14 protein-coding genes are annotated in these 11,850 nt (G+C 66.4%); 8 read left to right on the top strand and 6 right to left on the bottom strand.

Annotated features, from left to right (window positions below; translation table 11 throughout):
• Positions 1 to 5: 5 nt before the first annotated feature.
• Entirely contained in the window at positions 6 to 1,676 is a 1,671-nt protein-coding gene (locus tag AB0J64_RS48505) for an acyl-CoA dehydrogenase family protein (RefSeq protein ID WP_364043251.1), read from the top strand.
• A gap of 13 nt (positions 1,677 to 1,689) precedes the next feature.
• Here AB0J64_RS48505 and AB0J64_RS48500 read toward each other — a convergent pair whose 3' ends face one another.
• Positions 1,690 to 2,169 (bottom strand): hypothetical protein, encoded by a 480-nt coding sequence (locus AB0J64_RS48500; RefSeq protein WP_364043249.1) that lies wholly within the window; start codon positions 2,167 to 2,169, stop codon positions 1,690 to 1,692.
• 415 nt (positions 2,170 to 2,584) lie between these two features.
• On the opposite strand from AB0J64_RS48500, the gene AB0J64_RS48495 reads away from it, so the two are divergent.
• Positions 2,585 to 4,528 carry a tetratricopeptide repeat protein gene (locus AB0J64_RS48495; RefSeq protein ID WP_364043247.1) on the top strand — a complete coding sequence of 648 codons (1,944 nt, stop codon included), beginning with the start codon at positions 2,585 to 2,587 and terminating at the stop codon, positions 4,526 to 4,528.
• 19 nt (positions 4,529 to 4,547) lie between these two features.
• Here the strand turns inward: AB0J64_RS48495 and AB0J64_RS48490 are convergent, their stop codons facing one another.
• The gene (locus tag AB0J64_RS48490) at positions 4,548 to 4,679 is read right to left on the bottom strand and encodes a hypothetical protein (RefSeq protein WP_364043245.1); all 132 of its coding nucleotides are present in this window, start codon (positions 4,677 to 4,679) and stop codon (positions 4,548 to 4,550) included.
• 103 nt (positions 4,680 to 4,782) lie between these two features.
• Between AB0J64_RS48490 and AB0J64_RS48485 the strand changes: the two genes are divergently transcribed.
• The gene (locus tag AB0J64_RS48485) at positions 4,783 to 5,172 is read left to right on the top strand and encodes a hypothetical protein (protein ID WP_364043243.1); all 390 of its coding nucleotides are present in this window, start codon (positions 4,783 to 4,785) and stop codon (positions 5,170 to 5,172) included.
• 95 nt (positions 5,173 to 5,267) lie between these two features.
• Here the strand turns inward: AB0J64_RS48485 and AB0J64_RS48480 are convergent, their stop codons facing one another.
• The 3 genes from AB0J64_RS48480 to AB0J64_RS48470 all read right to left on the bottom strand — a co-directional run bounded on the left by AB0J64_RS48480 (position 5,268) and on the right by AB0J64_RS48470 (position 6,726).
• Complete coding sequence (locus tag AB0J64_RS48480; RefSeq protein WP_364043241.1) at positions 5,268 to 5,489, bottom strand: DUF397 domain-containing protein; 222 nt, start codon at positions 5,487 to 5,489, stop codon at positions 5,268 to 5,270.
• Between the two features lie 204 nt (positions 5,490 to 5,693).
• Positions 5,694 to 5,915 (bottom strand): DUF397 domain-containing protein, encoded by a 222-nt coding sequence (locus AB0J64_RS48475; protein WP_364043239.1) that lies wholly within the window; start codon positions 5,913 to 5,915, stop codon positions 5,694 to 5,696.
• The gene (locus tag AB0J64_RS48470) at positions 5,902 to 6,726 is read right to left on the bottom strand and encodes a helix-turn-helix transcriptional regulator (RefSeq protein ID WP_364043237.1); all 825 of its coding nucleotides are present in this window, start codon (positions 6,724 to 6,726) and stop codon (positions 5,902 to 5,904) included. The genes AB0J64_RS48475 and AB0J64_RS48470 overlap by 14 nt, the downstream gene beginning before the upstream one ends.
• A 219-nt stretch (positions 6,727 to 6,945) precedes the next feature.
• Here AB0J64_RS48470 and AB0J64_RS48465 point away from each other — a divergent pair, with 219 nt between their 5' ends.
• The 3 genes from AB0J64_RS48465 to AB0J64_RS48455 all read left to right on the top strand — a co-directional run bounded on the left by AB0J64_RS48465 (position 6,946) and on the right by AB0J64_RS48455 (position 8,558).
• The gene (locus tag AB0J64_RS48465) at positions 6,946 to 7,509 is read left to right on the top strand and encodes an ATP-binding protein (RefSeq protein ID WP_364043235.1); all 564 of its coding nucleotides are present in this window, start codon (positions 6,946 to 6,948) and stop codon (positions 7,507 to 7,509) included.
• Entirely contained in the window at positions 7,418 to 7,792 is a 375-nt protein-coding gene (locus AB0J64_RS48460) for a hypothetical protein (RefSeq protein WP_364043233.1), read from the top strand. The genes AB0J64_RS48465 and AB0J64_RS48460 overlap by 92 nt, the downstream gene beginning before the upstream one ends.
• A gap of 97 nt (positions 7,793 to 7,889) precedes the next feature.
• Positions 7,890 to 8,558 (top strand): DUF433 domain-containing protein, encoded by a 669-nt coding sequence (locus AB0J64_RS48455; protein WP_364043231.1) that lies wholly within the window; start codon positions 7,890 to 7,892, stop codon positions 8,556 to 8,558.
• A 152-nt stretch (positions 8,559 to 8,710) separates the two neighbouring features.
• Here the strand turns inward: AB0J64_RS48455 and AB0J64_RS48450 are convergent, their stop codons facing one another.
• Positions 8,711 to 9,493 (bottom strand): YwqG family protein, encoded by a 783-nt coding sequence (locus AB0J64_RS48450; RefSeq protein WP_364043229.1) that lies wholly within the window; start codon positions 9,491 to 9,493, stop codon positions 8,711 to 8,713.
• Between the two features lie 161 nt (positions 9,494 to 9,654).
• Here AB0J64_RS48450 and AB0J64_RS48445 point away from each other — a divergent pair, with 161 nt between their 5' ends.
• Both AB0J64_RS48445 and AB0J64_RS48440 read left to right on the top strand, forming a co-directional pair.
• Positions 9,655 to 9,912: a BREX system ATP-binding domain-containing protein gene (locus AB0J64_RS48445; RefSeq protein WP_364043227.1), complete on the top strand. Its 258-nt coding sequence runs from the start codon at positions 9,655 to 9,657 to the stop codon at positions 9,910 to 9,912.
• The coding region (locus AB0J64_RS48440) for a DEAD/DEAH box helicase (protein ID WP_364043225.1) at positions 9,909 to 11,850 on the top strand (1,942 nt) is incomplete at its 3' end. The genes AB0J64_RS48445 and AB0J64_RS48440, both read left to right, overlap by 4 nt.

Below are 11,850 nucleotides of genomic sequence, written 5' to 3'. Positions count from 1 at the left end.
CGAGTATGGGCCGCTACCTCATCGAACCTTTCGACCGCGGCGACCGCAGCGACCGGTACGCCACCGAGCGCTACCAGGGCGCGGCCGGGCGCAACTGGTGGACCTGCGATCCCACGCTCCGCCTGCTCATGCGGCGCCACCTGGGCGAGGGATTCGCCTGGGCCGAGCCGCGCCTGGAGCGGCTGGGCGCGCTCATGGGCGGGCTCGTCGCCGAATGCGCCGAGGAGACCGACCGCAACCCGCCGCGGCTGGAGAAGTACGACAAGTGGGGCAGGGACGTCAGCCAGGTCGTCATGCCGCCGTCGTTCCAGGCTGCCAGGCAGGCGCTCATGGAGGACAACTTCACCTCGCCGACGTTCGCGGAGGAGGCCCGCTCCCATGGGGCGGATCCGGCCGCGCTCGCCGCCGCCTGGACGTACCTGCTCGACCAGGCCGACATCGGGATGGGCTGCGCGCTCGGCACGGGCGGGGACATGGTGGTCTCCCTTGCGGAGAAGTACGCGCCGCAGGACGTACGCGAACGGGTCCGGGAGATCTTCGCCAACGGCTACTACTCCGGCGAGGCCGCTCAGATGCTCACCGAGCGGACGGGCGGCTCGGACCTGGCGGCGCTGGAGGCCACGGCGGAGCCCGCCGGCGACGCGTGGCTGCTGACGGGGTTCAAGTGGTTCGCGTCCAACGCCAACGGGTCCGCGTTCGTGGTGCTGGCCAGGCGTCCCGACGGGGCCGTGTCGCCGTTCCTCGTGCTGTGGGAGCGGCGGGACGGGACCCGCAACGGGGTGCGGATCAGGCGGCTCAAGGACAAGCTCGGCACCAGGTCGGTCGCGTCGGCCGAGGTCGAGTTCGCCGACGCGGAGGCGTTCCCCTTGTCGGGGGAGAGCTCCGGCTCGGGGCTCGGGACCATGATGAAACTCACCAACGCCTCCAGGCTCGGCGTGGCCATGATGGGCGCCGGCGTGGCCAGGCGCGCGCTGGTGGAGTCGATCTGCTACGCCAGGTCACGCGAGGCGTTCGGGCGGCCGCTCATCGACCAGCCGCTGATGCGCCGCAAGCTCGGCGAGCTGATCGTCGAGGTCGAGGCCGCCCAGGCCCTCGTCTTCGACGGCCACGTCGGCCCCCGCCTGCGCATCGCCCCCGCGCTCATCAAGCTCCGCGCCGCCCGGCTCGGCGTGACGGCCGCCAGCGACGCGATCGAGGTGCACGGGGGCAACGGCTACATCGAGCAGTGGCCGGTGGCCCGGCTGCTGCGCGACGCCCAGGTCAACCCGATCTGGGAGGGCGGCGACAACATCCTCTGCCTCGACGTGCGGCGCGCCATGGTGAAGGAGCAGGCCCACCTGCCCTTCCTCGACCGCCTGCGTGACCTGGCCACCTCCGACCTGGTGCACACGCGCATCGACGACCTCGCCAAGGCCGTCTCCGCGTGGGCCGCGCTGGAGCCGTCCGTGGGGGAGGAGCGGCTGTATCCGCTGGCGCAGTTCATGGCCGACGTGTACGCCGCCGCGCTGCTGGAGGACCAGGCCACGTGGGGGCTCGACGACGGCCGCAAGGCACTCGTGGCCCGCCTGTACGCCGAGGCGCACCTCGCCGACCACGGCCCGCTGCGCGGGATCGACCGCCCGGCGGAGAGCCCCGAGTTGTTGGGTGACCTCGTTTCAGGGGCGGTCACGCTCTGACACGATCCGGTGGTTACCACCAATCGGTGCAGCTGATGGCCGGCGGTATGTGGCGACCCCACCTCACGCACGCCCGGAACTTCCAGTTGACGTCGGAGCTGGTGCGCTGTGCCGCACTGGTCTTCGTCTGCCCGCCGGAGGTCACCTCGAACGGACCGCACTGGATCCACGTCCTGCCGCCGTCCCGGCTCCAGTCCATCCACACGCTGTCACCCCAGGTGGTCTCCCCACCCAGGTGAGCCCAGCCGCGGGTGACACCACCGATCTTGCCGTAGTAGAGGGTGCCGGTCAGTCCGATGATCCTGGCGGGCGCCACCGGAGCCGGGGTGCCCTTCAGAGTGTCGGGAATGTCGACGAAACCGTTGGCACCCCGCTCACACTCCTGCGGTGTCGCGGCGGCGGGGGATGACGCCCCGGTGACCACGAGCGGAGCCAGGAGCAGCCCCGTGGCGAGTGCGAGAGCCGGCCTTCGACGGGGAATTCGGGTGAGCATGCGACGTCTGTCCTTTCTCGCTGACAACGACGCATTCAGCCAACCAAGGAGGGCTGTCGTACCGCTGTCCCGGCTCTGTCGCGCCTGTTACGCCCCCCGCAACCAATTGATTGCCATCCTGTCCTGGTATGTGGCTCCTGCCGGAACTCAGGCGCCCGTCACACGCGCAGAACGGTGACCTGGCGGCCGGACGGCGTGGTCGCCTGCTCGAAACCGCCTCGTTCCTTCCAGGGCGGGGTCTCGGGGCACCGGTCGAAGACCACCAGCACGCCGGTGGGGAGGCTGAGCCGGTCACGCCCTGGCCGCCGTGACGTGTTCGGTCCTGGCCGGGTTTCGTGGTGTGGCGTTGCGACCTTGCGCCGCGATAGACCCACGAGCGAGCTTTGTGTCGTGGGGCTGCGCTACCGTCACGACAATGGTGGAAGATCACATCAGTTCAGAGATGCTGCTTCAACATCCCGGTTCACCCAACAGTCGCGATCTGCGACGTTACGTGTTACCTGACGGTCCCGACCTGCGATACGCCCAGGTCCTCATGGAGAAGATCGAGGCTCTGCGCGGGCAGCCCCGCGAAGCCTGGCCCAGCCCGTACGCGCTGGCTGAGCAGTTGGGGTGCCTCGGCGCCGAGCTGGAGCACCCGGACTGGTACGCGCTCGCGCGGCTGGCCTATCTCGAAGCGATCGACGTCTACCGAGCGGATGGCATCGAGGCCACCGACGACTTCCTGAACGATTACCGCCGCACGCTGGGCTCTCTGAGCAGCGTTCTGGAGGAGCTGAGGCGCTACGAGGAAGTGTTGCCGATCAAACAGGAGGAGCAGGCGGTGAGCCTGCGCCTGGCGGTCGCGGACGCTTCTGATCTTGACCTGGCGAACGATGCGCGAACCAGATCCATCGGCATCTTGGCGCGGCTCGGGCGGCACGGCGAAGCGCTGGACTCGGCGGCCGAGGCGGTCCGTGACATCCGGCAGCAACCAGACAACAAGCCTGGCCGACCCCAAGGCTATGAACTGGCGTACGCGCTCGCCCTGTATGCCGACTGTCTTACCAGCGTCGGCCGTTTCGACGAAGCCGTCGACGCCGCGACTGAGGCGGAGAGCATCTGGCGCCGCTACAACGACGCCAGTGATGAGCCGGACTGGCTCATCACGAGCCGGCTTGACGAAGCGCTGGGGCGGCTGGGCGGCGCTTTCGCAGAGGTCGGGCGGTACGAGGAGGCGCACGCGGCCTTCGTCGAGCGGGTGGAGATGTGCAGGCGGTCGGTCGATGGGGACGATGACTTCTTCGGGTTGCGCAACCTGGCCATCACGCTGAACAACGGCGCCATTGCCCTGAGACGGACGGGCCGGCATCGCGAGGCGGTGGCCGCCGCTGAGGAAGCCGTGCGCCTCGATCGCGCACTCGCGGCGCGGGCGTTGGATCGCCAACAGCGGTTCGAGCGCTTGTTCCCCGATGAGGTGGAGTTTCTCAACGCAGGTGATCAGCCGATGGGCACGGAGCTCTTCGAGGACGGCGGGCTGAGTGAAGTCAATGATCTTTTCGATGACGACGAACTCGACGAGGAATTCATCGAGACCATCCAGTGCGACGATCAGATCCGGGACGATCACCTCACCGATTTCCGCGCGAAGGTCCGCGAGGCCGAGCTGAGCTTGTGCGTCACCCTCTACAACCTGGCCTTCGACCTGCATGACCTGAATCGGGTCGAGGAGGCGCTGGCGGCCGACTCCGAGGCGGTCGAGATCGCCCGGCGCCACCACGACGCCGCCCCGCAACTCGCGCTGGCGTTGAACAACACCTCGTGCGTCCTGGCGGACCTGAACCGTCAGGAGGAGGCAGTGGAGGCCGCACGGGAAGCCGTCACCCTGCTCACCCCCCTCGCGGCCGCCGACCCCGAGAAGCACGAGCCGACGCTCGCGCTCGCGCTGCACACGTTGTGCGTGTCGGCGCCGGATCGAGAGGAGGCGCTGAGCGCCTCGCTGCAGTGCCTGGCCATCTACCGGCGCCTGTACCGGCTCCATCCGCATCGTCTGGCGGGAGATATCGCCCATGCGTTGACCGATCACGGCCTCATACGATCCCGGCGAGGCGAACACGCCGAGGCGCTGGCGGCCACGGCGGAGTCGGTGGAGATGTACCGGCGGCTGGCCGCGCGGCATCCGGCCCGCTACCGCGGCGGGCACGCGAGCGCGCTGCTGAACCTCGCCGAGGTCCACTCGGCCGCCGGCGGCGCGCATGCGGAAGCGCGCGCGGCGGCGGAAGAGGCGGTCGCGCTGTACGAGTCGCTGGCCGTGGACCTGCCCGAGGCTCATGAGCACCGTCTGGCCCACGCGCGCTCGGTCCTGCGCCGTCTGACGTAGGCAGCCTCTTCGGCTACTTTCAGGACGCTCGGCGCCGGCAGATCGCCCGGGTGGGCACGAACACCGCCACCCGCAGCACGTTCACCTTCAGGACGTGGTGCTGGGCGGCACCATCAGCAGCGCGGCCGGCGCGGGCTCCGGCGCTGGCCATCCGGCAGCACGAAACTGCGCGGATCGGCCCGCCGATCTCGAAAACAGTTCCGAGATGTGCTACGGCGTGGCACCGGATGGCACATCAGTTAGAGACTGAGGATATGAGCACTCCCGAGGCTGACCGCAGCCATGAGATCTCTAGCGCGACCTACGCAACCGGTCGGCGGAGGATCATGGATGGCCTGGAGCGCGGCGAGCGGTATGCCGTTACCCGGAACGGCCATCACATTGGTGACCTGGTCCCCCTCCTGGTGGCGGCAGAAGCCCAAGTGCTCGCCCAGCGAATGAAGATCCTGCAGACCGCCGAAGGCGAATTCGATCCCCTCCCCTTCGACGACACCGCTGCCCGTGAGTACAGTCAGTTGTGGACGGCCGTCATCGCCTCAGGACGCAAGCCACACCCCCGCACGGCGGATCTGACGATCACTAACCGCAGCTCGCATCCTCGTGGGCCACGCCGCCTGAGTTCTATCTCGGCGAGAACAGCGTAAGCTGCGGACGCCCGACAGCGCTGGATATCGCGTTCACGGTCCTTGAAACAGTGCGGCCCCCTGACGGATTTTTTGAGGGCCGCATGGTTGTGACGCTAGAAGTCGAATATTCCGCTCTTTGCGCCTGCTATGAATTTGTCCCAGACGGCCCGGCGGACCACCCACGGCTCGGTATCTGGTTGCTCAGTATCACGCAAGGCGATGCGGCCGTCCGACAGATGCTTGGCCTCCAGACAATCGCCACCCTGGTCGCTTGACGCCGTGATCCATCCCGTTGGGTTTACGATCTCTCTCGTGATGTTCTCGTTTAACTCCATGCCGCCACTCTCCCCTTGATGTGCTGTATTGACAGGTACTTGGGAAGCGCCGCTTTGCGTACGCTTTCGAGCCGAACCACGAGTCGCCTGATCTCGTCGGGTTTGTCTAGGCGGGACAGTGAAGGGCGGACTCGACGTACGCGGCGATCGGCACTCCGTTCTCCTGGACCGCCCCAGCTCAACTCACGAATGGGGACTGCCGTACTAGAAGTCGAATATGCCGTTCTTTGCGCCTGTTACGAACTTGTCCCAGACGGCCCGGCGGAGCACCCATGGCTCGGCGTCCGGCTGTTCGGTGTCGCGCAACGCGATGCTGCCGTCTGACAGATGCTTGGCCTCCAGGCACTCGCCGCCCTGACCACTCGACGCGGTGATCCATCCGGCCGGGCTCGCTATCTCCTTGGCGACTTCCTCATTCAACTCCACGCTGCACTCTCTCCTTGATCCGCTGCACTGACAGATACTCAGGGAGCGCCGCGCTGCGTATGAGTTCGAGTCGGTCCACGAGTCGCTTGATTTCGCTGGTGGAGTCAACGACGCGACCGTGGACGGCTGATTCGACGTAGGCGGCGATCGGCACCCCGTTCTGCTGCGCCAAGAGAGCTGAGCCCACCAGCACTGCCGTACACCGGGCTGCGTACGGAAGTAGTTGGATGGTGAACCACTTGTTCTCGGCCAAAGTGATCAGGTGTTCTAGCTGGCGGTGGGTTACGAACTCGTCTCCAATTGGACGATACAGGATGCCCTCGTCTATCACAGCAAGGAATTGAGGGGGATTCGGCCGATCGAATATGGATTGCCGCTCTACTCGGGCCTCGGCCGCTTCGTCAACCTGCTGCGGGGTCGTGTGAGGCCCGCCCTCGAAGATCGCACGCGCGTACTCCTCCGTCTGTACCAGCCCAGGCACGATGAGCGGGGCCCAGGTGATGAGCTGATCGGCTTTCCTCTCGATCGGCGGCCACTGCCGGAACCAGTCGGGCATCCGGTTGCCGCTGATGGCCGGCCAGTGGGTGAGCAGGGAACCGTTCAGGCCCAGCGCCTCTTCGCAGCGCTCGATCAACTCGCGTGTGGGTTTCTCGTCCCCGCGTTCTACGTTGCCGATACGGCTCTTGCTGTAGCCGATGCGATCGGCGAGCTGCGCCTGAGTCAATTTAGCGGCATATCGGTATTTGCGTAGATCGGCACCGAAACGTGCTGCTGGGCCGGCGGTTGGGTCTAGGTCTTTGGGTGCTGGCATCACGGCTCCCGTAACTACGTCCATTCCAGCTCTTCTGGCTTGGTGCCAGTTAAAGTCTGGGACCGCTCTGGGATTGTTTCGCAAGACAATGTAGCGCACTGTAGGCAATGTTTGAAGTGGCTGTTGGGAGCGGTGTGATTTGCGAGTTCTTATAACAGCAGCCCAACAAGATCAACACTGGCAAGCGCAAAGCTGTACAAAATAGGGCGGGTGGTCAATATGTCCACATTCGAAATGAAGCTCGTCAGCGCAATGCGATTTCCTGGATGTCCCCAGATAATCCGTGATGTAAGGATTTATGCTGCTCACTGGCTCGTTATGGCACTGCCGGAGGTCGCTGACGATGAGAATCTTCTGGACAATCTGCGACTCCTGGTCACCGAGCTCGCTGCCAACGCGATAAAGCACACGATGTCCGGCCGCTGGAGACATGGATCATTTCAAGTACGCCTGTGGCTCGGCGCCGGCCGGATCCGTATCGAGGTTGTGGATCAGGGGTGGTGGTCAGGGCCACGACTCCGCAACGACTCAGACGAGGTCGGTGGGCGAGGGCTGCAGATCTTGGCGGCCGTGGCGACGAAGTGGGGGGTCAGTAGGCGCTGGTTCGGCCGGACCGTGTGGTTTGAGCTGCTCACCCAGGTCCCCATCGCTGAGAGCGCGGCAAGCCCGGGTGCTCCGGCGAGGATCGGCAATGCGACGCCTGCACGTTCACGTGCTCGTCATGAGCTACGTCGACCCTTGCTCAGGAGCCTCGGCGAGGCTTTCAGAGGAAGGGCCGTGTGACATGGCAGGGATCCCTGACTTCCATGGCCCGCACGTCGAGCCTCCCCTGCCTGGGCACATCACGCTGACGTGGTACGACCCCACCCCTCGGCCGCCACGCATCCGGGTGATCTCGCACACTTGTGAATGCCGCGACACGACGTATGAGCTGTGCGCCGCCGCCGGCCAGGGCTTCGTTCGCCGCACGGACCGCGAGAAGCAGACCGTCCGTGAAACCGCCTGGACGTTGACCGCGACCGCCCGACGCATCTTCCATCAGATCCTGCACGGTGAGGCCCGCTGATCCAGTCGGCCAACCGACTGGAGAGGACTTGGGCTGTCGGGGCTGTGCGGCACGCCTGGCTGGACGTAGCAACGACGCGATAGAGGAAAGGTGCGGCATGGACGACATCAGGACTCGGAACGGCCTGCTCAACCAGAGCGACGCCGCCCGCTTCCTCAGCATTCCCCAGCAGACGTTCAATCACTGGGCGCGCGGCTACGAAAGCGGCCGCCCGTTGCTGCACGTACTTCCGCGGCCAGGCGCACATCGCATGGCCACCGTTCCCTTCGTGGCCATGGCGGAGGCGCACGTGCTGGATGCGCTGCGAGTCGCAGGAGTGAAACCGCGCAAGCTCCGTCCCGCACTGGAGCGGCTTCAGCGGGAAATCGGACCGTACGTTCTCGTCGCCCTGGAACTGGCCACGGATGGCATCGATGTCCTCTGGGACTTCTCGAAGACTTCTCCGGAAGGGGAAGGGCTGTTCGATGGCGGCATCGGGCAGCGGCAGATCCGCGAGATCGTAACCGCCTGCCTGCAGAACATCGTGCGAGCGGAAGACGGCTACCCGGCAATGCTCCACCTCCGGCACTGGGCCCCTTCGAAGATCGTCATCGACCCGCTGCGAGCGTTCGGGCAACCCATCTTCGAGGGGTCTCGCACCCGCGTGGCGGACGTCGCCGCCATGGTGAGGGCCGGGGAGGACTTCGAGGTGATCGCCGATGAGCTCGGAGTCACCGTCGAAGACGTCCGAACCGCCGCCCGTATCCTCGTGGGCCACACCGCCTGAGTTCTACCTCGACGAGAACAGCGCCAGCCGCACCATTCGCGTTCACAGTTCTGCCGAGTTGTACGTCAAGGGATCAGGCTCATCATCAGGCCGAGAAGATGAAGAGTAGGAGGTTCCATCGGCGGGATAAGGCGGGCGCGTGCCGGCGCGCATCAGCACTGCATGACCGTCCAGACCTGGTCGAAACGCCGCGCCGCCAGATCTGCACGGCGGATCCAGAAATAGAGGCCGCCCCCGTCTCCCCAGCACCATCCCGGCATCTCCTCGCTGCCGAGCTGCAGCAGCAGTTGCCAATCGGCTGACCTGGTGTCCGTCTCCAGCTCGTCCCAATCGTCCTGGGTCAGCGAAGCATCGGGATGATACTGCGGTCGGTCGCCGCGGTGAAAAGTGCTCTCCTTCTGGCATGACCAGTGCATGGAGCCCTGCAACAGATGCGGCCAGCCCAGCAGTTGATGATGGGCTGGACCAGGTCCGATCGCATCATCAAGTGCCGACCGCGCCTTCGTGGTGCTGGTGTCCTCCATGGCTTCGATGAAGTCGACGTACTCCTCGGTGGCCCGGGGCAGGGTGACCAATGGCTCCCATCGAACTTCACGGGCGGGAAACATTCCCCATCCTTCAGGCAGGGCAATCGGCTCGACGGGACCGCGTTCCCACCGGACTCGCCAGCCGGCCGGGTCGGATGGAACGACTCCCCACGCCGGGGTCTTGGTGTCATAGAAGAACGACAGCAGCCCGTGATCAGGTAGTGGGTTGCCCGGCAGCAGCCGGGCCACCTCCACGAGGTCGATCTGAGCCAGCAGGTCCAGTGGGTCGCCCTCCCAGGTAGGCCAGGAGGTCCCGGGGGCAGCCAACGGCCGGCCGCCCAGCCGAGACCCGGCGGCATCGGGGGCGACCTGCTCTCCGGGCCAAATCCGCAACGCGGAACGGCGCATCCTCCACAGTTGCTCCCGCGACCCCTCAGGAACCGCCTCGGCGATGACGCCGCGTAACCATGCCTCTGACCCAAACGCCATTGCATGACCATCGTGAAGGAGCGGCGGACTGTCAAATCCGTGTCCGACGCCAACGCCATGGTCATCGACCCGCAGCGAGCGTGATCAAGACGGTAGCCGACGACGCCTATATCGCGGACCTGGCGTCCGCGGTCGGCGGAGCGCTCGGGGGCAAGGTCGGGGTGGCGCCTCGCCTGTTCCTGAAGAAGCTCGTAGGGGATGTGCTCGACCGCATTGACCAGTTCGACGACTTCGACCCGCGCCGGCACTACCGGCTCACGCTGTCCAAAGCCGAGCTGACCGAGACGGAACGCAATGTCGTGGCCGCGGCGGACGACATCGACCTGGACATCGGATGACGGACGTGTCGGATCGGCTCCATCCGGTCGTCCTTCACCATGTCGTCAACACCCTCGGCTGGCCGGACCTGCGCCCGTTGCAGCGTGCCGCGATCACGCCGCTGATGGACGGCGAGGACACCATCCTGCTCGCGCCGACAGCCGGAGGCAAGACAGAGGCCGCGTGCTTCCCCCTGCTGTCGGCGATGGAGCGGGACGGGTGGACCGGCCTGTCCGTGCTCTACCTGTGTCCGCTGAAAGCGCTGCTCAACAACCTGTCCACGCGGATCGGCTCGTACGCCGAGTGGCTGGGGCGTCGAGCCGGTGTCTGGCATGGAGACGTCACCCAGTCGCGTCGGCAACGGATCAGGACGGATCCGCCGGACATCCTGCTGACCACTCCCGAATCGCTCGAATCCATGCTGATCGGAGTGAAGACCGATCATGGTCAACTCCTCGGACGGATCCGAGCGGTCGTCGTGGACGAGGTCCACGCCTTTGCCGCCGATGACAGGGGCTGGCATCTGCTGGCCGTACTGGAGCGGTTGGAGCGATTGACGGGCCATCCGATTCAGCGGATCGGGCTGTCGGCCACGGTGGGCAACCCCGAACAGCTCCTGACGTGGCTCCAGGGAGCGGGTGCAGGCAAGCGGACCGGCCGCGTCGTAGCGCCCGAAGCGGTGCCCTCAGGCCGCCCTTCTGGGGAGGTCGAACTCGACTATGTCGGCTCGCTGGACAATGCGGCGAAACTGATCGCGGCGCTGCACCGGGGCGAGAAACGCCTGGTGTTCTGCGACTCACGACGCCAGGTCGAACAGCTCGGGGCAGCACTCAGCGCCCGCGAGGTCCGAGTGTTCCTCTCCCATGCCTCGTTGTCGGCCGACGAACGGGCACGCTCGGAGCAGGCGTTTGCCGAAGCACGGGACTGCGTGATCGTTTCCACCTCGACACTCGAGCTCGGCATCGACGTCGGCGACCTGGACAGGGTCATCCAGATCGACGCCCCTGCCAGCGTCGCGTCCTTTCTGCAGCGTATCGGCCGTACTGGGCGGCGCGCCGGCAGCGTGCGAAACTGTCTGTTTCTCGCGACCAGAAAGGACGCGTTCCTCCAGGCCGCCGGCTTGCTGCTGCTGTGGGGACGCGGCTGGGTAGAGCCAGTGAGCCCGCCGCCTGAACCGCGCCATCTTGTCGCGCAGCAGCTTCTCGCGGTCGCTCTCCAGCAGCACCGGATCGGGGACCGGCTCTGGGAGGACGAATGGAACGGGTTGCCACCGTTCGACCGATCCGCTGCCCCCATCCTGCGTCACATGGTGGACTCCGGCTTCCTCGACCGGGACGATGGAATGCTCTTCGTCGGTCCGGAGGCCGAGCGGCGGTTCGGGCGACGGCATTTCATCGAGTTGACCGCGTCCTTCACCGCGCCGCCCCAGTTCACCGTGCTCGCCGGGCGCCGGGAGATCGGGCAGGTCGATGTCTCGCTGCTGACCGAGGAACGGCAAGGCCCGCGGCTGCTTCTGCTGGGCGGCCAGAGTTGGCGGGTCACCTTCATCGATTGGACCCGCAAGCGGGCCTTCGTCGAACCGGCTGACCGCGGCGGCGTGGCCAAGTGGACCGGCGGCGGCATAGGAGGGCTGCCCTTCGCCCTGACGCGCGCCATGCGGGACGTGCTCCTCGGCGCCGACCCACCGGTTTCGCTCACCCGCCGGGCGCAAGCCTGCCTGGCAGACTGGCGCGAAGAAGCGCCCACGATCGTGCACCCAGGCGGAACCCTGATCACGAGGACTGGCACCGACGTGCGCTGGTGGACCTGGGCGGGTTACCGCGCCAACGCCACCCTGGCCGCCACGCTTCCCTCGATCGCCGACCCGGTGCAACGGCCGACCGATTTCGCGGTACGGCTCCGCCAGGACCTCACCCTGGCTGTATGGAGGGAGGCGAAAGAGAGCGCCGCTGACGGAG

This window comes from Nonomuraea sp. NPDC049695 (assembly GCF_040674955.1).
Classification (GTDB): domain Bacteria; phylum Actinomycetota; class Actinomycetes; order Streptosporangiales; family Streptosporangiaceae; genus Nonomuraea; species Nonomuraea helvata.
Note: the sequence above shows the minus strand (reverse complement) of the source record. Positions and strands in the feature narration are given on the sequence as shown.

Bases quoted from the DNA above. Each gene is read 5' to 3' on its own strand.
- AB0J64_RS48505 (WP_364043251.1), top strand. From the start codon at position 6: ATGGGCCGCTACCTCATCGAACCTTTCGACCGCGGCGACCGCAGCGAC.
- AB0J64_RS48500 (WP_364043249.1), bottom strand. From the start codon at position 2,169: ATGCTCACCCGAATTCCCCGTCGAAGGCCGGCTCTCGCACTCGCCACG.
- AB0J64_RS48495 (WP_364043247.1), top strand. From the start codon at position 2,585: ATGGTGGAAGATCACATCAGTTCAGAGATGCTGCTTCAACATCCCGGT.
- AB0J64_RS48490 (WP_364043245.1), bottom strand. From the start codon at position 4,679: ATGGCCAGCGCCGGAGCCCGCGCCGGCCGCGCTGCTGATGGTGCCGCC.
- AB0J64_RS48485 (WP_364043243.1), top strand. From the start codon at position 4,783: ATGAGCACTCCCGAGGCTGACCGCAGCCATGAGATCTCTAGCGCGACC.
- AB0J64_RS48480 (WP_364043241.1), bottom strand. From the start codon at position 5,489: ATGGAGTTAAACGAGAACATCACGAGAGAGATCGTAAACCCAACGGGA.
- AB0J64_RS48470 (WP_364043237.1), bottom strand. From the start codon at position 6,726: ATGCCAGCACCCAAAGACCTAGACCCAACCGCCGGCCCAGCAGCACGT.
- AB0J64_RS48465 (WP_364043235.1), top strand. From the start codon at position 6,946: ATGTCCACATTCGAAATGAAGCTCGTCAGCGCAATGCGATTTCCTGGA.
- AB0J64_RS48460 (WP_364043233.1), top strand. From the start codon at position 7,418: ATGCGACGCCTGCACGTTCACGTGCTCGTCATGAGCTACGTCGACCCT.
- AB0J64_RS48455 (WP_364043231.1), top strand. From the start codon at position 7,890: ATGGACGACATCAGGACTCGGAACGGCCTGCTCAACCAGAGCGACGCC.
- AB0J64_RS48450 (WP_364043229.1), bottom strand. From the start codon at position 9,493: ATGCGCCGTTCCGCGTTGCGGATTTGGCCCGGAGAGCAGGTCGCCCCC.